Here is an 18,806-nt window from a genome sequence, read left to right on the forward strand (position 1 = left end):
ATGTCCAAGCCTTCCTTGCCCGGCGCTGCCCGCGTCTGTGATCTCGTCGTCGTCGGCTCGGGTGCCGGCGGTCTTTCGACGGCCGTGACGGCCGCCCTGCAGGGCCTGGATGTCGTGGTGCTCGAAAAAGCCGATGTCTTCGGCGGCACCACCGCGTACTCGGGCGGTGTGCTGTGGATACCCGGCAACGCGGTGTCGCGGCGCGCCGGTGCGGCCGACAGCCGCGAGGCCGCTCGCCGCTACCTGCAGCACGAAACCGGCGAATGCTTCGACGCGCAGGCGATCGACGCCTTCCTGGACCACGGCCCCGAGATGGTGGATTTCTTCGCCCGCGAGACTGCCGTGCAATTCGTCCCCACGCTGTATCCGGACTACCACCCCACGGCGCCGGGCGGCGTCGATGTCGGCCGTTCCATCCTGGCCGCCCCCTACGACATCCGCCAGTTGGGGCCGGACATGCGTCGCCTGCGTCCGCCTCTCAAGACCATCACCTTCATCGGCATGATGTTCAACTCGTCGAATGCCGACCTGAAGCATTTCTTCAAGGCCACCCGATCATGGACCTCCTTCCGGTACGTGGCCGGGCGACTGGCGCATCACCTCAAGGAACTGCTGCTCTATCGGCGTGGCATCCAGGTCACCAGCGGCAACGCGCTGGCCGCCCGCCTGGCCCAGTCGGCGCTCGATCTGGGCATCCCCATCCACACCGGAACCGCCGTCAAGGAACTGGTCACCAGCCACGGCCGGGTGAGCGGCGTGCGCGCCCAGGGCGCCGAGGGTCTCGTCGCCTTCGAAGCGCGGCACGGCGTGGTGCTGGCCTGCGGCGGTTTTCCGCACGATGCGGCGCGGGTGTGCGCCGCCTTTGCACACGTGCGCCGAGGCGGCACCCATCATTCGCCCGCGCCGGTCGAGAACACCGGTGACGGCGGACGCCTGGCCGAAACCGTGGGCGGCAGCGTGCCCCTGCGCTTTCCCAGCCCGGCCGCGTGGATGCCGGTCTCGCTGGTGCCGCGCAAGAACGGGCCGCCGGGCGTGTTCCCGCATCTGCTGGACCGCTACAAACCCGGCATCATCGGCGTCACGCGGCAGGGCCGGCGCTTCACCAACGAATCCGAGTCCTATCACGACGTCGGTGCGGCCATGATCCGGGCTTGCGAAGGCGAGACCGAGACGGCGATGTGGCTGATCTGCGATCAGGCCACGCTCGACCAATACGGACTGGGTTACGCCAAGCCCGCGCCCTTGCCCAAGGGCCCGCTGCTGCGCAACGGCTACCTGAGCAAAGGGCGCACGATCGAGGAACTGGCGCACCGTGCCGGCATCGACCCGGTGGCGCTGGCGGCCACCGTGCGCGAGTACAACATCGGGGCCGTGGACGGCATCGATCGCCAGTTCGGCCGCGGCACCACCAGCTTCAATCGTTACCTCGCCGATCCCGAGCACCGGCCCAATCCGTGCGTCGCGCCCATCGGCCAAGGCCCGTACTACGCACTCAAGCTGGTGATGGGCGATCTGGGCACCTTCGATGGCCTGCTCACCAGCGTGCAGGGCGAGGTGCTGGACGGCGCCGGCAGCCCCATCCCGGGTCTCTATGCCGTGGGCAACGACCGCGCCAGCATCATGGGTGGAAACTACCCCGGTGCCGGCATCACGCTCGGCCCCATCCTGACCTTCGGTTACCTCACGGCCCGCCATATCGCCGAGCGTGCGCGCCAGGCCCAGGCCCAGGCCCAGGCCCAGGGCGCCGGCGACGCGCCGGTCTCGCCTGCCGCACCCGCATCCGCATCCGCATCCGCACGCAGTCGCCAGGAAACCGCCGCATGAACTCGACATCCGCCATGACCCCGGCCCGCCCGGCTTGCGCACTGCCGCTGGTCGATCACCGCATCTACACCATCCGCCTGCGCAAGATGGACGAGTTCATCGACGTCTTCGACCGCTTCGCCATGCCGGTGCTGCTGCAGACGCTGGGCCACCCCCTGGGCTTCTACACCAGCCAGATCGGCCCGCTCAACCAGTTCGTGCATCTGTGGGCCTATGCCAGCCTGGCCGATTACGAGAGCCGCAGTTCGGCGCGCGACACCCACCCGGATTTCCCGGCCTACCTGTCGGCTTCCGAGCACCTCATCGTGGCGCAGGAGAACCGCCTGATCCGCCGCCTCGATCTCGCCAGCCTGCGGCCATCCGGAGCCCTGCCATGAAGCGCGCCATCGTCACCGGCGCGGCCGACGGCATCGGCTGGGCCACTGCACAACGGCTGGCGAGCAAGGGCTGGCGCGTGGCGCTGCTGGACCTCGACGGCAGCGCCGCGCAGGGCCGGGCCGAGAGCCTGGGTCCGTCTCATGTCGGCTGGGGTTGCGATGTCAGCGACGAGCAGCAGGTCGTGCACACCGTGGGCACTCTGGTGCGGGACTGGGGCGGTCTCGACGCGCTGGTCAACAACGCCGGCATCGGCGAGCAGCCTCTGCCCACCTTGCAGCAGGACGTGGCGGGTTTCGACCGCGTGCTGTCGGTCCATCTGCGCGGCAGTTTTCTCTGCAGCCGGGCGGTCGCTCCGTCGATGCTGGCACAGGGCCGGGGTGCCATCGTCCATCTCAGCTCCATCGCCGGCTGGGCCGGCATTCCCGGCCGCAACGCCTACAGCGCGGCCAAGGCCGGCCTCGTGGGCATGACCCGCGCACAGGCCTGCGAGTGGGCGCGCGGCGGCGTGCGCGTCAACGCGGTGGCACCGGGTTACGTGCACACCGCGCTGGTCGACAAACTCGGGCGCGAAGGTGCCCTGGACATCTCGGCGCTGGCCCGGCGCACGCCGCTGGGCCGGTTGGCCGAGCCCGGCGAGATAGCCGCCGCCATCGTGTTCCTGCTGTCCGACGAAGCCAGCTTCATCACCGGAACCTGCCTGCAGGCCGATGGCGGATGGCTGGCGCTGGGCGCCCCCGAGGCCGTACTCGACACCCACTGACTTCGGCACCGATCGCAGCGGCTGCTGCGGCAGACACAAAAAACAGACAGACAAAACCATGACAGACAAACAAGGACAGGAGACAACGACGTGTTGACCATCAATCTCTTCAACGGCCTGGTTTACGGGGCCTTGCTGGCCATCATGTGCTCGGGGCTGGCACTCATCTACGGCCTGCGGCGCGTGGTGAACTTCGCGCACGGCTCTCTCTACATGCTGGGCGCCTACCTGGGCTACACCGTGGCCCTGCACAGCGGTTTCTGGGCCGCCCTGGTCGTGGTGCCCGCCCTCATGGCGCTGCTCGGCGTGCTGCTCGACCGCTACGGCTTCCGGCTGCTCCAGGGGCGCGATCCGCTCACCGTGGTGCTTGTCACCTTCGGCCTGCTGCTCATCATCGAAGACGCGGTGCAGACGATCTGGGGCAAGGAAAGTCTGTCCGTGGCGGCACCCGCGTGGCTGGGCAGTTCGGTCGATCTGCTCGGCACGCCCGTACCGGCCTATCGCATCGGCGTCATCGCCATGGGGCTGCTGGTCGCGGTCGGCCTGACGTTGTGGATGCGGCTGTCACGCACCGGCCTTTTCGTGCGTGCGGCCAGTACCGATCCGGCGACCACCGCCATGCAAGGCGTCAACACCGACGCCCTGTCGGCGACGGTGGTCGGCCTGGGCACTGCGCTGGCCGGCATGGCCGGCGTGGTGGCCGCGCCTTTCCTGGCCCTGTCGCCTTCGATGAGCAGCGATGTGCTGATCGATTCGTTCGTCGTCGTCGTGATCGGAGGGCTGGGCAGCCTGGGCGGTGCATTCGCCACCGCGCTGGTGCTGGGGCTGGTGCAGTCCATCGGCGCCGTCTATCTGCCGGCGCTCTCCGCCATCCTGCCTTTTGTCTTGATGATCGCCGTGCTGCTGTGGAAGCCTTCGGGCCTGGCCGGCAGCCGTACGTGAGGACCGTCGCCATGCGTCTATCCTGCATTCGTATCTTGTCCTGGACTCTGCTGGCCCTGCTGGCGGGCGGTCTGGTCTCCGCACTGACCGGTTCGGACACCGTGCTGTCGCTTCTCACGCAGGCCGTGATCTATGCCGTGTTCGCCTTGGGCGTCGGACTGCTGCTGCGGCAGAACGGCCTGGTCAGCTTTGGCCATGCCGCCTTCTTCGGCTGCGCCGGCTACAGCGTGGCCGTGCTGATCGAGACCGGCGTGGCCGGCGCCGAGTCGGCCATCGTGCTGTCCATCCTCGGCATCTCCGCCGTGGCTTTTGTACTCGGACTGGTGTTCGTGCGCGTGCCGGGCATCGCCTTCGGCATGCTGACTCTGGCGGTCGGGCAGATGTTGTTCCTCACGGCATCCCGGTCGCGCGGCCTGACCGGCGGGGCCGACGGCATGAATATCGCCTGGCCCGATCGGCTGTGGGGCGTCGAGCTGTCCCGGTTGCTGGAGCCGCACGCCATGTTCCTGGTGTGCTGGAGCGCACTGGTGTTCACCGTTGCCCTGCTGTCGCTGCTGCTGGCCGGGCGTTTCGGGGCCATCACCGAGGCCATTCGCGACAACGAGGAACGCGCCCGCTTCATCGGCATACGCACCCTCGTGCCGCGTGCCGCCGTGTTTGCCCTGTCGGCCGGTGTGACCGCGCTGGCCGGGGTGCTGGCCGCTCTCAATACCGGCTTCGTCTCGCCGGAAAGCCTCCATTGGAGCGTGTCCGGCGTGGCACTGATGATGGTCGTCGTCGGGGGCTCCGGCACCTTGTGGGGGCCGCCACTGGGTGCGGTCGTGTACTTCCTGGTCAAGGACGTCCTGGGCGATTACGCCAGCCACTGGATGGCGATCTTCGGTATTGCGCTGATCGTCACCATCGTGTTCTCGCCACGCGGCCTGGCGGGCCTGTTCTTGCGGCGGACCGCCGCCCGGGAGTTCTCATGAAAGAGTCATCCATGAACCCGACATTGGCACTGGAGGCCCGCGACGTAGCCATTCACTACGGCGGCGTCAAGGCCGTCGACGGCGTCGATCTCACGCTGGCCCCGGGCCAGATCCGTGGACTGATCGGCCCCAACGGGGCGGGCAAGTCCACCGTCATCGACGCCATCACCGGACGGCGGCGGCTGACCCGCGGACAGGTGCTGCTGCGGGGCGAGGATGTGACGGCCCTGGCCGTCGGCGGAAGGCGCCGGCGCGGACTGTCTCGCTCGTTCCAGCGCACCAGCATCTTTGCCGACATGCCCGTGCGCAAACAGGTCGTGCTGGCCTCCGAACTGATGAACCGCGAAGGCGCGCAGGCCGATGCCGACGACATCCTGTCCGAACTGGCGTTGACGGCGCTGGCCGACGTGCGGGCCGCCGATCTCGGCTACGGCCAGCAGCGGCGGCTCGATCTGGCCCTGGCGCTGGTCGGCCGTCCGGCCGTTCTGTTGCTCGACGAGCCCATGGCCGGCCTGTCGGTGCAGGAATCGCGAGACCTGGCCCACCATCTCAAGACGCTGGTGCGGCGGCGCCAGGTGTCGGTGCTGCTGGTCGAACACGACATGGACGTGGTGTTCGGCATCTCGGATGCCATCACGGTCTTCGAACTCGGCCGTGTGATCGCCAGCGGAGATCCCGCCGCGGTGCGGGCCGATCCGCGCGTGCGCAAAGCCTACCTGGGGAGTGCAGCATGAGCCTGCTGAGTTTCGAAAACGTGAACGCCTGCTACGGCGCGGCCCATATCCTGCACGACCTCGACCTGCGCATCGAAGCCGGCGAGCGGGTGGCCCTCATCGGCCGCAACGGCGTCGGCAAGACCACGGTGGTCAACACCCTGCTGGGCGTGGCCGCGCTGCGCGGCGGTACCCTGCGCGTCGGCGGTCAGGTGCTGCGCCGGCCCCGAGCCTACGATGCGGCCCGGCGCGGCATTGCCGTGGTGCCGCAGGGCCGCTGCATCGTCGCCAATCTCAGCGTCGAGGAAAACCTGCGCCTGGGCGCCGCCACGCAGCGGCCCGGGCCCTGGCACCTGGACGCCATCTACCGCCTGTTTCCCATCCTGCGCGAACGCGCGCACACCCCCGGCACCGCGCTGTCGGGTGGGCAGCAGCAGATGCTGGCGATCGGCCGTGCCCTCATGGCCAATCCCGCGCTGGTCATGCTGGACGAGCCGACCGAAGGTCTTGCCCCGGTCATCGTCGACCAACTGGCCGAGATCTTCATGGCGGTCGCAGACCAAGGCACCGCCCTGCTGCTGATCGAGCAGAACATGAGCCTGGTCATGCGGGTGGCCGATCGCTACCTGGCCATGGCCAAGGGCACCGTGGTCGCGCAAGGCCGCGTGGCAGAGGAGGGCCTCGAGCAACTGCACCGCCACGTCATGGTCTAGCGCCGGCGTGGCCGCACGTTCCCGCGGGTCCGGGTGTGCCGGGCCATCGGATTTCAAGTACCGACAAGATTCAACAGGAGACAGACGGATGTTCCAGACCTTCCAGAAAACTGCGGCCCTGAGCCGCCTCGTCCCGGCCCTCGCGCTGGGCCTGTGCATGAGCGGCCCGGTGTTCGCGCAGGGCAAGGACCCGGTGCGCATCGGCCTCGTGTCGTCGCAGTCCGGCGTGTTCTCGCAGCAGGGTGCCGAAGTCATCCGCGGTGTGCAGTTCGCCATCGAACAGGCCAACGCCCAAGGCGGGATCGACGGCCGCAAGGTCGAGGTGCAACTGGCCGACGACGAGAGCACACCCGACGCCGGACGCCGCGTCGCCGAAAAACTCGCCCGCGAAGGCTACAAGCTGCTGATCGGGGCCATCCCCTCGTCCATCTCGCTGGCGATTTCGCAGAATCTGCAGCGCTGGGACGCCGCCTACTTCATCGTCGCCAGCAAGTCCGACCGACTGACCGGCGACAACTGCAAGGCCCGCAGCTTCCGCACCAGCCATTCCGACGGCATGGACATCGCGATGATCAAACAATGGGCCAGTACGTTTCCGGAGAAGAAGTTCGCCGTCCTTGCCGCCGACTACATCTGGGGCCGGGATTCGGGCGAAGCGTTTGCCAAGGCCGTCCAGGCCCAGGGCAAGCAGGTGGTGCTCGAGCTGTACCCGCCGATCGGAACCAAGGATTTCTCGCCCTACATCGCCCAGCTCAAGGCCTCCGGTGCCGAGGCCATCTGGGTGGCGGAAATCGGGCGCGACGCCATCGCTTTCGTCAAGCAGGCTCAGGAATTCGGATTGACGCCGGCTCAGCGGCTGATCGGCCATGCGCTGATCATGAACTTCATGATCGATGCCAGCGGCACGGCCCTCGACAACGTGCAGGGCAACACCACCTACAGCGCCGATATCGACACGCCGCGCAACAAAGCGTTCGTCGCTGCCTGGCAGGCCCAGTACAAACGCTTGCCCACCGACAACGAAGCCCAGGCCTACAACGGCGCACAGGTCATCTTTGCCGGCGTGGCCAAGGCCGGTAGCGTCAAGCCGGCCGATGTGAGCAAGGCCCTGCGCGGGGCCACCATCGACACCGTCTACGGCGCGGTCACGATGCGCGCGGATGACAACCAGTTGCTGCTGCCCAACTACGTCGCGCGGGTGAAGCGTGTCGAGGGCAGCCTGCGGCCCGTGGTCGAACAGCGCTACGACCCCGGTATCGTGCCCGCGGCCTCGGCCGACTGCAAGATGTGACGTTCACAAGATGTGACGCTCACAAGGTGTGACCCGCACACGATGCGACGTCCGCAGCACGTGGCGCCCCCAAGCGGCGAACACCGCCGGTCTGCCCTGCGGCCCGCCCGTGTCAGAGCCTGCCGCGCGCCAGCGCCAGGCGTTGTTCCAGCAGCGGCCGCAGATGGTCGCGCAGGCGGACCAGCGCGGGCGACAGCATCGAGCGGTGCGCGCACACCATGTTCAGCGGCGTGGGCTCGCCGGTCGCATAGGGTTGCAGGGCCACGAGACGACGCGCCGCCAGATCGTCGGCCACGTCCAGCGCGGACTTGTACACGATGCCCAGGCCCGCCAGCGCCCAGCGCCGCACCAGCTCGGCATCGTCGCTCACGCGGTCGCCGCTGACCTGCACGACCTGCAGCGACGGCATTGCCGATTCGGGTGTTGCAGACAACGATGTGTCGCGCTGCGGAAAAAATCGCCAGCGCGACATCACCTGCATGCCCCAGACAAAACACAGGCAGTTGTGCCGGGTCAGATCGTCCAGGCTCTCGGGGTGGCCATGGCGGGCCAGGTAGGCGGGCGAAGCGCACAGCACGCGGCGGTTGTCGGGCGCGAGGGGCTGTGCCACCAGCGTGGAGTCGGGCGCCTGGCCATAACGGATGGCCGCTGCCAGCGGCTGCTCGAAGAGATCGGCGGCCCGATCGCTGGCCTGCAGCCACAGGTGCAGGCGGGGGTGCTGCAACTGAAACGCGTCGATCCAGGGCAGCAGCACGTGGCGGCCCAGGTCGGACGGCATGGACAGCCGCAACTGGCCGACCAGCGCGCTGCCTTCGGCCTGCAGCACGCTCTGCCCGTCGACCAGCGCCTGCAGCGCGGCCCGCGCATGGGGCAGGTAACGCTCGCCTTCTTCGGAAGGCCGCAGGCGCCGGGTCGACCGCAGCAGCAGCCGCACGCCCAGCACCTTCTCCAGCCGCGCCAGCGCACTGCTGGCCACCGCCGGCGTCAGGTCCAGGCGACGGGCAGCCGCCGACAGTCCGCCGTGGTCCACGGCCGCCACGAACACCTGAATGTCTTCCAGTCTCACCATCGTCTTGCCCTCTTTATTTTCAATGGTATTCAGAAATAGTTTCTCGTATTGGCTACTTTCCCTGTGCAGGGACACCGCCAACAATGAGGCCTTGTCCCGAGTCACCCTCTGAAAGAACCGCATCATGAAAGCCGTCGCCTACCGCCAGAACCTGCCGATCGACCGCGAAGAATCGCTGCTCGACATCGACCTGCCCGATCCTGAGCCCGGAGAACGCGACTTGCTTGTCGAAGTGTGCGCGGTGTCCGTCAATCCGGTCGACGTGAAGATCCGTGCCCATGCCCGGCCCGAGCCGGGCCAGGCCCGTGTCCTGGGGTGGGATGCCTCGGGCGTCGTGCGTGCCGTGGGCGCCAAGGTGACGCTGTTCAAGCCCGGCGACGCGGTCTGGTATGCCGGTGCGCTCAACCGCCCCGGCACCAACAGCGCGCTGCATCGGGTCGATGAGCGGCTGGTGGCGCGCAAGCCCGCCACGCTGGGCCATGCCGACGCCGCCGCATTGCCGCTGACGGCCATCACCGCGTGGGAACTGCTGTTCGACCGCCTGCGGGTCCAGCATGCCGATCCGGCCCAGCCGCAGCACCTGCTGGTCATCGGCGGCGCCGGCGGCGTCGGCTCCATCCTGATCCAGTTGGCTCGCCAGCTCACCGGGTTGACGGTCATCGCCACGGCCTCGCGTCCGGAAACCCGCGAATGGGTGTTGCGCCAGGGCGCTCACCATGTCGTCGACCACACGCGGCCGCTGGCCTCGGAAATCGCCGCCCTGGGCCTGGGCCCCGTGCAGTACGTCGCCAGCCTGACCCACACCGACAGCCATCTTGCGCAGATCGCCGAGCTCATCGCCCCGCAGGGCGCGCTGGCCCTGATCGACGATCCGGCGGCGCTCGACGTCGTACCGTTCAAACGCAAGAGCGTTTCGGTGCATTGGGAGTTCATGTTCACGCGCTCGATGTTCGAGACGGCCGACATGGCCGCCCAGCACCGCCTGCTGACACGGGTGGCCGATCTGGTCGATGCGGGTGTACTGCGCACCACCGCCGCCCGGCATGGCGGCACGATCGGGGCCGCCAACCTGCGCCGTGCCCACGCCCTGCTCGAAAGCAATCGGGCTCTGGGCAAGATCGTGCTCGAAGGGTTCTGACGCCGCCCGGGGCGCGGCTGCGGCCGCTCACTCGCTTTTCATCACGCGCCTGAGCTGCACCGCCTCGGCCACATGCACCGCCTGCACCTCGGTGCAGCCTGCCAGATCGGCGATGGTGCGTGCCACCTTCAGGGCCCGGTGCAGGCCGCGTCCCGACCAACCCAGGCGCGTGGCCGACGCTTCGAGCAGACGGCACGCATCGGCCGTGGCCTGAGCGTGCCGGTCGAGCGCCGCGCCGGCCAGCCATTGATTGGCCTGTCCCTGACGCGCCAGGGCCCGCGCATGGGCCTGCACCACACGCTGCCGCACCGTGTTGCTGTCTTCGCCCCGCGTCGCGGACAGCAAGGCGCCGTGGCAGACCGGCTGGACCTCGACGTGCATGTCGATGCGGTCGAGCAGCGGCCCCGACAGGCGGCCCTGGTAACGCAGGATGCTGTCGGGGCTGCAGCGGCAGGGCGGGTGGCTGGGCACCGTGCTGCCCCGGTAGCCGCAAGGGCAGGGGTTCATGGCGGCGATGAGCTGGAAGCGGGCAGGGAATTCGGCGCTTCGCGCAGCGCGCACGATGCGGATATAGCCGTTTTCCAGCGGCTCTCGCAAGGCCTCGAGGGCCGATCGCGGAAACTCCGGCAGCTCGTCGAGAAAGAGCACGCCGTTGTGCGCCTTCGAAATCTCGCCGGGCCGGGGTGGCGAGGCGCCGCCTACCAATGCCACTGCGCTGGCCGAGTGGTGGGGGCTGGCCGTGGGGCGGCGCATCCACTGCGCGGCGTCCAGCGGACCGTTCAGGCTGGCCACGGCCGCGGCCTCCAGCGCTTCGTCGAGCGACATCGGCGGCAGCAGGCCGGCAAACCGGTGGGCCAGCATCGATTTGCCCGTGCCCGGCGGTCCCACCAGCAGCAGGCCATGTCCGCCCGCGGCGGCGATTTCCAGTGCACGCCGGGCCGTCGGCTGGCCCTTGACCTCGCTCAGATCCGCACCGTCCAACGATTCTGCGGCAGGCCGGGCCGCGGCCGGCTGGATCCGCTGCCAACCGTGCCCCGGGTTCTGGATGCGTTCGGCCAGCGCCGGTGGCAGGTCGTCGCGCAGGGGATCCTGGACGAAATGGGCGACCACGTCGAGCAGGTGGCCCACCCCGAAGACGCGGGCATTCGGCACCCGGGCCGCTTCGTGCGCGCTGTGCAGGGGCAGGACCAGGCTGGGGGCCGCCGGGGGCTCGGGCATGCGGTGCAGGGCCAGCGCCATGATCAGCGCACCGCGTGTCGGGCGCAGATCGCCGGTGAGCGACAGTTCGCCCGCGAACTCGTAGCCGGCCACCCGCGCCGCATCGAGCCAGCCGCAGGCCGTGAGCAGGCCCACTGCCAGCGGCAGGTCGAACCCGCCGCTGTTCTTGGGCAGATCGGCGGGCGCGAGGTTGATGGTGATGCGTTTGTTGAAAGGCAGTTCGAGCCCGCAGCTCTGCAGCGCGGCGCGTACCCGTTCACGCGCTTCCTTGACTTCGGTGTCGGCCAAGCCCACCAGCGTCAGGCAGGGCAGGCCGTTGGCCAGATGCACCTCGACGGTGACGGGTATGGCATCCAGGCCGCGCAACGCACGACTCTTGATCACGGCCACATCCATGGCACATCTCCTTCACGACTGACGGCGAAGCATCTTGGAAAGCGGGAAACGGCCGGCCGTTCGATGGCGGTTCCTGGCATTCCCTTGCGTTTGATGCCGCCATGCACCAAGAGTGACGACAGCGGCCGGTGGCGAGGCGCACCAAATCAGATCAATTCCGGCATTTCCCGAGGATTTGCCCGTTTGTGGGGAGGTGCGCACCATCATGGTGCTGATGTCGCGGGGGTTTAGGCCGACCCAAGCCGGTGCATGCCGAAAAGTTCCACGGGCTTTCCAAAAAAGGCAACGCTGGCCCCGTGTCCCGTTTTGTAGGTTTTGTCTGGCACGGTTCCTGCTGAAGTGGTGGGGGCGTGAATTCGCACCCACCATCACTAATACGTATATATCTGGAGCAGGAGTTATTTATGAAAAGAATCGTGCTGGCAGTTGCCTCGGTTATGACTCTCGCTGGCTTGCCCGTCGTGGCATCGGCCCAGCTCTCGGGCAATGTCGCTTTGACCAGCAACTACAAGTTCCGCGGTCAGGACCAAGACGTTTCCAAGGACAAGACCGTCAAGCCGGCGCTCCAGGGCGGTTTCGACTACGCCTTCAGCAACGGCTTCTACGTCGGTAACTGGAACTCGTCGGTCGACTGGCTCGAGAACAACAGCCTCGAAACCGACGTCTACGGCGGTTTCAAGGGTGACCTGGGCAACGGCCTGACCTACGACGTGGGCGCGCTGGCCTACCTGTACTCCGGCGCCGGCTCGGCCAACACCGGTGAACTGTACGGTGCCCTGACCTGGACCGCCTTCACCCTGAAGTACTCGCACACCGTGAGCAAGAAGTACTTCGGCGTGGAAGACGGCCGTCACACCGGTTACCTGAACCTGGCTTATGCACAGGAAATCGCACCCAAGCTGACGCTGAAGGCTGCCGTGGGCTACACCCGCTTCTCCAACGACGCCAAGGACAACGGTGCCGTGCGTTACTTCGACTACGGCGTTGGTCTGGGCTACGACCTGGGCGAAGGCTTTGCGGTGGCCGGCGGCCTGTATGGCGGCAACAAGCGCGACAGCTATCCCGGTGTCAACAAGAACCGTTTCATCGTGACGGTCAGCAAGACCCTGTGATGTGGATGGCCGCCGGTGCCGGCGGCCTTGCCCAGTTAAATCTAGTAGAGGTGAACAATGAAACTTATTGCCGCTGTGATCAAGCCGTTCAAGCTTGACGAAGTTCGCGAAGCCCTCTCGGCGATCGGGGTGCAAGGCATCACCGTGACCGAGGTCAAGGGTTTTGGTCGCCAGAAGGGCCACACGGAGCTCTACCGTGGCGCCGAATACGTGGTCGACTTCCTGCCCAAGGTGAAGATCGAAGCCGCGGTCTCCGAAGACGTGGTCGATCGTGTGATCGAGGCCATCGAAAGTGCCGCGCGCACCGGCAAGATCGGCGACGGCAAGATTTTTGTGTACGAGCTGGAGCAGGTGGTCCGCATCCGCACTGGCGAAACCGGCAAGGAAGCGCTGTAAGCCGCCGCGTCGGCCTACCGCACAGACCATCTACGAAGGAAGATTTTTAGTCATGACGAAAAAGCTTGTTATGTCCCTGCTGGGCATGGGACTGCTGGGCGCTAGCGGCCTGGCGATGGCGCAGGACGCCGCCCCGGCGCTGGATTCTGGCGATACCGCCTGGATGCTGACCTCCACCCTGCTGGTCATCCTGATGACCATCCCCGGCCTGGCGCTGTTCTACGGCGGCCTGGGCCGCTCCAAGAACATGCTGTCCGTGCTGATGCAGGTTTTTGTGGTGTTCTCGCTGATCTCGCTGTTGTGGGCCATCTATGGTTTCTCGCTGACATTCGTGGGCGAAGGCACCTTCTTCGGCGGCTTCGGCGCGCTGTTCCTCTCGGGCATCACCCCCGACACCCTGTCGGCCGTGCTCAAGACCATTCCCGAATATGTGTTCGTGGCCTTCCAGGGCACCTTCGCAGCCATCACCACCGCCCTGATCGTCGGCTCCTTTGCCGAGCGCATCAAGTTCTCCGCCGTGGTGATCTTCTCCATCCTGTGGTTCACCTTCAGCTACATCCCGATCGCCCACATGGTGTGGGGCGGCGGTCTGCTGGGCGGTGACGGCGCGCTCGACTTCGCGGGCGGCACCGTGGTGCACATCAACGCCGGCGTGGCCGGTCTGGTGGGTGCCTACGTCATCGGCAAGCGCCTGGGCTACGGCAAGGAAGCCTTCACCCCGCACAGCCTGACGCTGACCATGGTGGGCGCCTCGCTGCTGTGGGTGGGCTGGTTCGGCTTCAACGCCGGCTCCGCAGGTGCTGCCAACGGCGGTGCCGGCCTGGCCTTCATCAACACCGTGCTGGCCACCTCGGCTGCCACGCTGAGCTGGATCGCCGGCGAAGCGCTGCACAAGGGCAAGGCCTCCATGCTGGGTGCTGCCTCGGGTGCCGTGGCCGGTCTGGTCGCCGTGACGCCTGCCGCCGGCTTCGTGGGTCCCATGGGCTCCATCGTTCTGGGCCTGATCGCCGGTGTCGTCTGCCTGTGGGGCGTCGGTGGCCTCAAGCGCATGCTGGGTGCCGACGACGCGTTCGACGTGTTCGGCGTGCACGGTGTCGGCGGTATCGTCGGCGCCATCCTGACCGGTGTGTTCGCTGCACCCGGCCTGGGCGGAACCGGTGGCCTGACCCCCGAAACCTTCGCCATGGGCGCTCAAGTGCTGATCCAGGTCAAGAGCGTGCTGATCACCATCGTGTGGTCTGCCGTGGTGGCATTCATCGCCTACAAGATCGCCGATCTGACGGTTGGTCTGCGTGTCTCGCAGGAAGCCGAACGCGAAGGTCTGGATATCACCTCGCACGGCGAAACCGCCTACACACGCTAAACCCGAGAACAGGCAGGCAAGGGTTGGCCCGAATCCTGCTTATCTGTTCCTGATAGTCTCCTTTGGATGTTCGGCCCGCTTCGGCGGGCCTTTTTTTGTCCCCAACTTTGGGCGAACCGCACTGCATGCGGGTGAGTTTGCCCAGGACGGTGCAAGTCGTGCCGCCTGCGGGCCGGCCACAGGCGCCAAGCCCGCCATGCTGTGCAAGAATCGGCTGGACGTCGGCCGGCGACGAATGGACAAACAAACATGACAAGGAGACAGCCATGACATCTTCCCCCTCGGTTGTGAATCTGGCCTGCGGTGAGTTGCGATGCGACCTGCGGCCCGACCTGGGCGCTGCCATTGCGGGGTTGTGGCTGGGGCCCGTCGCCGTGCTGCGCTCGACCGATGCGCTCGCCATGGACAACCCCAGGCAGGGCGGCTGCTTTCCGCTGGTGCCGTTTTCGAACCGCATCGGCCAGGCCCGCCTCGAATGGGAGGGCCAGACCTACGAACTCGAATCCACGCCGCCCGGCCCCCATGCGATCCACGGCGTCGGCTGGCAACGGCCCTGGACGGTGACCGAGCAGGAGCCGCACCGCGTGGCCATGGCCTACAGCCACACCCCCGATCGTGCCTGGCCCTTTGCCTTCGACGCCACCCAGACCGTGACGCTGGAGTCGCCGCTGGCCGGACGCGATCCTGCCGGCTCCCAGCACGACGGACGGGTCACGCTCACCCTCGGCATGGTCAACCGCGACGTGCGGCCTTGCCCGGCCGGTCTGGGCCTGCACCCCTACTTCACCAAACGGACCCGCAGCCGGATCGCCTTCGAGGCCACGGCGCGCTGGGAGATGGGCGAGGACATGCTGCCCACGCACAGCCATGCCGCACACGGCATCGATGCCAACTGTGCGTTCCTCGAAGTCGATCATTGCTTCGAGGGCTGGCCCGGCGTGGTCGATCTGCGCGACGAGCTGATGCGCGTGCGCACCCGGGCCTCGGTCTCGCGGCTGGTGATCTTCACGAGCGAGGACAAGCCCTTCGTGGCGATCGAACCCGTGAGCCACGTCAACAACGCGCTGGCCCTGCAGACCCCGGCCCGGCCCGTGCAGGCGCTGGGCATGCGGGTGCTCGAACCCGGACAGGCTTGCAGCATCACGGTCACCTGGGATATCGACCGGGTCTGACAGCACTCGGCCCCGGGCCTGACGCGATAGCGGCTCCGATTTGCGTTCAAATAGACCGCATGGCTCTACCGACTGCATTGACCTCTTCCCATCCCTCCACGGCGCCGCAGGGCGGCTGGGCACCCGCCGAGGTGTCCGCACGGATCGGCCCCGGCGTGCGCCAGTATCCGGCCGAGGCCTGGACGCCGGCTGCGCCGCAGGCCGACGCCCTGGGTGAATCCCCCTACTGGAGCGCCGACGAGCAGCGGCTCTACTGGCTCGACATCCCCGGGCGCCAGGCCCTGCGCGCCAGCCTGCAAGCGGGCGCGGACGGGCTGGTGCTCGCCGAACCCGAACGCTGGCCCCTGCCGCAGGAAGCCGGCTGCTTCGCCCCGGTGCGGCAGGGCGGCTGGATCCTCGGCATGCGCGACGGCATCTACCGGGCCGCGGCCTGGGGCGGCGCGCTCGAGCGGATCGTCCAGTTGAACTACGACCCCTCGACCATGCGGTTCAACGACGGCAAGTGCGATCCGTCGGGCCGGTTCTGGGCCGGCACGCTGTTCGAACCGAAGACCTCGCGCCGGGCCGAGCTCTACAGCGTCGATCTTCGCGACGGCAAACCCTGGGTCGAACTGAAGGCCGGCAACGCCATCACCGCCAACGGCCTGGCCTGGTCGCCCGAAGGCGATGCGGTCTACTGGGCCGATACCGCCGCGCACGCGGTCTACCGCTGGGACTGGGACGGGCGTACCAACACCCTGCGCAACCATCGCGAGTTCCTGCGTTTCCCCGAAAAACCCGACGGCTGGCAGCCGGGGCAGCCCGGCTACCTGGGCCGGCCCGACGGTGCCACGGTCGACCGGACCGGGCACTACTACGTGGCGATGTTCGAGGGTGCCCGGGTGCTGAAATTCACGCCGCGTGGCGAACTCGCCGCGGTCTATCACCTGCCGGTACAGTGCCCCACCATGCCCTGCCTGGGCGGGGCCGACGGGCGGACGCTGTTCGTGACCAGTGCCAGCAAGGGCCGCAGCGACGACGAGCGCCGGCGCATGCCGCACACCGGCCATGTGATCGCGCTGCGGGTCGACGAGCCGGGCCTGCCGGTCGCGACCTGCGACTTCGGACCGGCGCGGGCCTGAGATCTGCGGCTCTGCCGCACCAACGCCGGCTGCAGGCCGGTGAAGGGACGCCGGGCCCGGGGGGTGTATTCCCGGAGCCGCTGCCGATGTCCGATACAAAACATCGTGAATCCGGCCGGCGAGCCGTGCCGCGTGAGACCATGAGGCCCTGAGACACCAGCCGGATGCTTGGCATCGGGCGACCCGCACCCATCGATCCGAGACAGGAGAACATGTCCGCCATGAGCGATGCCGCTGTTCCGCCAGGCGCAGACGCCGGTCTGCGGTCGTGTGTGGAATCCATCCGCGATGCCGCCCGCGAGGGCCGGGTTCTGCGTATCCGCGGCGGTGGCTCCAAGGATTCCTACGGCGAAGCGCCGCGCGGCGAAATCCTCGACAGCCGCGCGATCGCCGGCATCGTCAGCTACGACCCTTCCGAACTGGTGATCACGGCACGCGCAGGCACGCCCCTGGCCGAACTCGAAGCCGCTCTGGCCGAAAGCGGACAGTACCTGCCTTTCGAACCCCCGCATTTTCAAGGACCGGGTGGGGCGGTTGCCACGGTGGGCGGCATGGTCGCGGCCGGTCTGAGCGGACCGGCACGGGCCAGCGCCGGGGCGGTCCGGGATTTTGTGCTGGGTGCGGTGCTGGTCGATGGCCGAGGGCAGGTCCTGCATTTCGGCGGACAGGTGATGAAAAACGTGGCCGGCTACGACGTGTCCCGCCTGCTGGCCGGTTCCTTGGGCACGCTCGGCCTGATTGCCGAGGTGTCCCTCAAGGTGATGCCGCGTCCGCCGGCCACGGCCACGCTGTCCTTTGCACTCGGGCAGCAACAGGCCCTCGACACCCTCAACCGCTGGGGCGGCCAGCCCTTGCCGCTGAATGCCAGTGCCTGGTTCGACGACACGGTCGCTCCCGAGGGTGGCCCGGTGGCCGGGCAGGGCGGCGGCACGCTGCTGCTGCGTCTGGCGGGCGCCCAGGCGGCTGTCGCGGCAGCCGTCGCCCAGCTCGCGCGCCAGGGCGGGTCGCGGCTCGACGACGCCGCGGCTGCGGCCCTGTGGCAGGGCCTGCGCGAGCACCGCATGCCGGCCTTCGCAGCGCCCTCGCCGGACTGGGCGCTGTGGCGCCTGTCCTTGCCCCAGACTGCGCCTGCCACGGGCTGGTGCGGTGCCTCTGGCGCCCCTGTGTTGGTCGAGTGGCATGGTGCCCAGCGCTGGTTATGGGCGGGCGACGAGGCCGCGCCCCACCTGCGCAGCCAGGTCCAGGCCCTGGGCGGACATGCCACCCGGTTTGCCGGTGGCCCGGTGCCCGGCCTGTCTTTTTTTCAGCCCCAGTCCGCCGTGCTGGTCCGTATCCAGCAGCGTCTGCAGCAGTCGTTCGACCCGCATGGCGTGTTCGACCGCGGCCGGCTGGGCCTCACCCCCTGAAAGCCGCCCGCCATGCCGCATGTCCTTCGTCATCTGCTGCTGCTCACGGGTCAGCACCGCACGCCCCGCATGAACTGGCTGCTGGGCGCCTTGCTGGCCTTCAATGCCGGGGCCATCAACGCGGGCGGTTTCCTGATCGTGCACATGTACACCTCGCACATGACGGGCTTCGTCGCCATGTTCGTCGACAGCCTGGTCATGGGTCAGATGACGCTGTTGCTCGCCGCCGTCGGAGCGCTGCTGTTCTTCATCTGCGGCGCGGCCACCACCGGCCTGCTGGTGCACGGCGCGCGGCGCCAGCAACTGCGCAGCGAATACGCGCTGCCCCTGGCCCTCGAAGCCCTGCTGATGCTGGTCTTCGGCCTGATCGGCGGGCTGATCGCGCAGCGTCCCACGCCGTTTGCCATTCCCCTCATCGTGCCCTTGCTGGCCTACATCATGGGTTTGCAGAACGCGTTGATGAGCAAGGCCTCGTCCTCGCTCATCCGCACCACGCACATGACGGGCGTGATCACCGATCTGGGCATGGAACTCGGCAAGATGCTGTACTGGAACCGTGCCACCGTGCCCGGCCGGCGTGTCCAGGCCAACCGCAGCAAGCTGCAGTTGCTGGGGTCGCTGCTCGGCATGTTCGTGCTGGGCGGGCTGTACGGCGCGACCGGTTTCAAGCTGCTCGGCTTCATCACCATCGTGCCGCTGGCGCTCATCTTGCTGCTGCTGTCGCTGCCCACGCTGCTCGACGATGCCCGCAAACATCGGCTGATGCCCCGGCTGTGGCTGTGGCTGCGCCTCCAGCGCCGCCGCACCGGGCTGGACTGACCCC

Annotated in this window: 18 protein-coding genes; 16 read left to right on the forward strand and 2 right to left on the reverse strand. The window is 67.9% G+C overall.

The features are described 5' to 3' along the window. The 8 genes from EC845_RS21635 (at position 1) to EC845_RS21670 (ending at position 7,592) form a co-directional block, all read left to right on the forward strand. Positions 1–1,824 carry an FAD-dependent oxidoreductase gene (locus EC845_RS21635; RefSeq protein WP_123300483.1) on the forward strand — a complete coding sequence of 608 codons (1,824 nt, stop codon included), beginning with the start codon at positions 1–3 and terminating at the stop codon, positions 1,822–1,824. After that, on the forward strand, positions 1,821–2,201 hold the full coding sequence (locus EC845_RS21640) for an NIPSNAP family protein (protein WP_233598214.1): 381 nt from the start codon (positions 1,821–1,823) through the stop codon (positions 2,199–2,201). Before EC845_RS21635 ends, EC845_RS21640 begins: the two co-directional genes overlap by 4 nt. Beyond that, positions 2,198–2,962, forward strand: a complete 765-nt coding sequence (locus EC845_RS21645) for an SDR family NAD(P)-dependent oxidoreductase (protein WP_123300485.1) — start codon at positions 2,198–2,200, stop codon at positions 2,960–2,962. The genes EC845_RS21640 and EC845_RS21645 overlap by 4 nt, the downstream gene beginning before the upstream one ends. A gap of 90 nt (positions 2,963–3,052) precedes the next feature. Beyond that, positions 3,053–3,904 (forward strand): branched-chain amino acid ABC transporter permease, encoded by an 852-nt coding sequence (locus EC845_RS21650; RefSeq protein WP_123300487.1) that lies wholly within the window; start codon positions 3,053–3,055, stop codon positions 3,902–3,904. A gap of 35 nt (positions 3,905–3,939) precedes the next feature. After that, positions 3,940–4,875 (forward strand): branched-chain amino acid ABC transporter permease, encoded by a 936-nt coding sequence (locus tag EC845_RS21655; protein ID WP_233598215.1) that lies wholly within the window; start codon positions 3,940–3,942, stop codon positions 4,873–4,875. Positions 4,876–4,886: 11 nt separating this feature from the next. Next, positions 4,887–5,609 (forward strand): ABC transporter ATP-binding protein, encoded by a 723-nt coding sequence (locus EC845_RS21660; RefSeq protein ID WP_123300491.1) that lies wholly within the window; start codon positions 4,887–4,889, stop codon positions 5,607–5,609. Beyond that, a complete protein-coding gene (locus EC845_RS21665) occupies positions 5,606–6,301 on the forward strand; it encodes an ABC transporter ATP-binding protein (protein WP_123300493.1) in 696 nt (231 codons plus the stop codon). Before EC845_RS21660 ends, EC845_RS21665 begins: the two co-directional genes overlap by 4 nt. A gap of 88 nt (positions 6,302–6,389) precedes the next feature. Further along, positions 6,390–7,592: an ABC transporter substrate-binding protein gene (locus EC845_RS21670; RefSeq protein ID WP_233598216.1), complete on the forward strand. Its 1,203-nt coding sequence runs from the start codon at positions 6,390–6,392 to the stop codon at positions 7,590–7,592. Between the two features lie 112 nt (positions 7,593–7,704). On the opposite strand, the gene EC845_RS21675 is transcribed toward EC845_RS21670, so the two are convergent. After that, positions 7,705–8,661 carry a LysR family transcriptional regulator gene (locus tag EC845_RS21675; RefSeq protein ID WP_123300495.1) on the reverse strand — a complete coding sequence of 319 codons (957 nt, stop codon included), beginning with the start codon at positions 8,659–8,661 and terminating at the stop codon, positions 7,705–7,707. A gap of 124 nt (positions 8,662–8,785) precedes the next feature. Here EC845_RS21675 and EC845_RS21680 point away from each other — a divergent pair, with 124 nt between their 5' ends. Next, positions 8,786–9,799, forward strand: coding sequence for a zinc-binding alcohol dehydrogenase family protein (locus tag EC845_RS21680; protein ID WP_123300497.1), 1,014 nt, complete (start codon positions 8,786–8,788; stop codon positions 9,797–9,799). A gap of 27 nt (positions 9,800–9,826) precedes the next feature. Here EC845_RS21680 and EC845_RS21685 read toward each other — a convergent pair whose 3' ends face one another. Beyond that, a complete protein-coding gene (locus EC845_RS21685; RefSeq protein WP_123300499.1) occupies positions 9,827–11,413 on the reverse strand; it encodes a YifB family Mg chelatase-like AAA ATPase in 1,587 nt (528 codons plus the stop codon). Between the two features lie 404 nt (positions 11,414–11,817). On the opposite strand from EC845_RS21685, the gene EC845_RS21690 reads away from it, so the two are divergent. The 7 genes from EC845_RS21690 (at position 11,818) to EC845_RS21720 (ending at position 18,802) form a co-directional block, all read left to right on the forward strand. Beyond that, positions 11,818–12,525 (forward strand): TorF family putative porin, encoded by a 708-nt coding sequence (locus tag EC845_RS21690; protein ID WP_123300501.1) that lies wholly within the window; start codon positions 11,818–11,820, stop codon positions 12,523–12,525. Positions 12,526–12,582: 57 nt separating this feature from the next. Next, complete coding sequence (gene glnK / locus EC845_RS21695; RefSeq protein WP_123300503.1) at positions 12,583–12,921, forward strand: P-II family nitrogen regulator; 339 nt, start codon at positions 12,583–12,585, stop codon at positions 12,919–12,921. A gap of 52 nt (positions 12,922–12,973) precedes the next feature. Then, complete coding sequence (gene amt / locus EC845_RS21700; protein ID WP_123300505.1) at positions 12,974–14,284, forward strand: ammonium transporter; 1,311 nt, start codon at positions 12,974–12,976, stop codon at positions 14,282–14,284. A 266-nt stretch (positions 14,285–14,550) separates the two neighbouring features. Further along, positions 14,551–15,456 (forward strand): aldose 1-epimerase, encoded by a 906-nt coding sequence (locus EC845_RS21705; RefSeq protein WP_158615751.1) that lies wholly within the window; start codon positions 14,551–14,553, stop codon positions 15,454–15,456. A 59-nt stretch (positions 15,457–15,515) separates the two neighbouring features. Next, on the forward strand, positions 15,516–16,577 hold the full coding sequence (locus tag EC845_RS21710; protein WP_123300509.1) for an SMP-30/gluconolactonase/LRE family protein: 1,062 nt from the start codon (positions 15,516–15,518) through the stop codon (positions 16,575–16,577). 221 nt (positions 16,578–16,798) lie between these two features. Then, positions 16,799–17,983: a glycolate oxidase subunit GlcE gene (gene glcE / locus EC845_RS21715; protein WP_123300511.1), complete on the forward strand. Its 1,185-nt coding sequence runs from the start codon at positions 16,799–16,801 to the stop codon at positions 17,981–17,983. A gap of 12 nt (positions 17,984–17,995) precedes the next feature. Beyond that, positions 17,996–18,802 (forward strand): YoaK family protein, encoded by an 807-nt coding sequence (locus tag EC845_RS21720; RefSeq protein WP_123300513.1) that lies wholly within the window; start codon positions 17,996–17,998, stop codon positions 18,800–18,802. Positions 18,803–18,806: the final 4 nt, after the last annotated feature.

The sequence above is a fragment of the Comamonas sp. BIGb0124 genome (genome assembly GCF_003752175.1).
Taxonomy (GTDB): domain Bacteria; phylum Pseudomonadota; class Gammaproteobacteria; order Burkholderiales; family Burkholderiaceae_C; genus Comamonas_F.

Excerpts from the sequence above, each read along its gene's own strand:
- EC845_RS21635 (WP_123300483.1), top strand. The coding sequence starts at position 1 with ATGTCCAAGCCTTCCTTGCCCGGCGCTGCCCGCGTCTGTGATCTCGTC.
- EC845_RS21640 (WP_233598214.1), top strand. The coding sequence starts at position 1,821 with ATGAACTCGACATCCGCCATGACCCCGGCCCGCCCGGCTTGCGCACTG.
- EC845_RS21645 (WP_123300485.1), top strand. The coding sequence starts at position 2,198 with ATGAAGCGCGCCATCGTCACCGGCGCGGCCGACGGCATCGGCTGGGCC.
- EC845_RS21660 (WP_123300491.1), top strand. The coding sequence starts at position 4,887 with ATGAACCCGACATTGGCACTGGAGGCCCGCGACGTAGCCATTCACTAC.
- EC845_RS21665 (WP_123300493.1), top strand. The coding sequence starts at position 5,606 with ATGAGCCTGCTGAGTTTCGAAAACGTGAACGCCTGCTACGGCGCGGCC.
- EC845_RS21670 (WP_233598216.1), top strand. The coding sequence starts at position 6,390 with ATGTTCCAGACCTTCCAGAAAACTGCGGCCCTGAGCCGCCTCGTCCCG.
- EC845_RS21675 (WP_123300495.1), bottom strand. The coding sequence starts at position 8,661 with ATGGTGAGACTGGAAGACATTCAGGTGTTCGTGGCGGCCGTGGACCAC.
- EC845_RS21680 (WP_123300497.1), top strand. The coding sequence starts at position 8,786 with ATGAAAGCCGTCGCCTACCGCCAGAACCTGCCGATCGACCGCGAAGAA.
- EC845_RS21685 (WP_123300499.1), bottom strand. The coding sequence starts at position 11,413 with ATGGATGTGGCCGTGATCAAGAGTCGTGCGTTGCGCGGCCTGGATGCC.
- EC845_RS21690 (WP_123300501.1), top strand. The coding sequence starts at position 11,818 with ATGAAAAGAATCGTGCTGGCAGTTGCCTCGGTTATGACTCTCGCTGGC.
- glnK (WP_123300503.1), top strand. The coding sequence starts at position 12,583 with ATGAAACTTATTGCCGCTGTGATCAAGCCGTTCAAGCTTGACGAAGTT.
- amt (WP_123300505.1), top strand. The coding sequence starts at position 12,974 with ATGACGAAAAAGCTTGTTATGTCCCTGCTGGGCATGGGACTGCTGGGC.
- EC845_RS21705 (WP_158615751.1), top strand. The coding sequence starts at position 14,551 with ATGACATCTTCCCCCTCGGTTGTGAATCTGGCCTGCGGTGAGTTGCGA.
- EC845_RS21710 (WP_123300509.1), top strand. The coding sequence starts at position 15,516 with ATGGCTCTACCGACTGCATTGACCTCTTCCCATCCCTCCACGGCGCCG.
- glcE (WP_123300511.1), top strand. The coding sequence starts at position 16,799 with ATGAGCGATGCCGCTGTTCCGCCAGGCGCAGACGCCGGTCTGCGGTCG.
- EC845_RS21720 (WP_123300513.1), top strand. The coding sequence starts at position 17,996 with ATGCCGCATGTCCTTCGTCATCTGCTGCTGCTCACGGGTCAGCACCGC.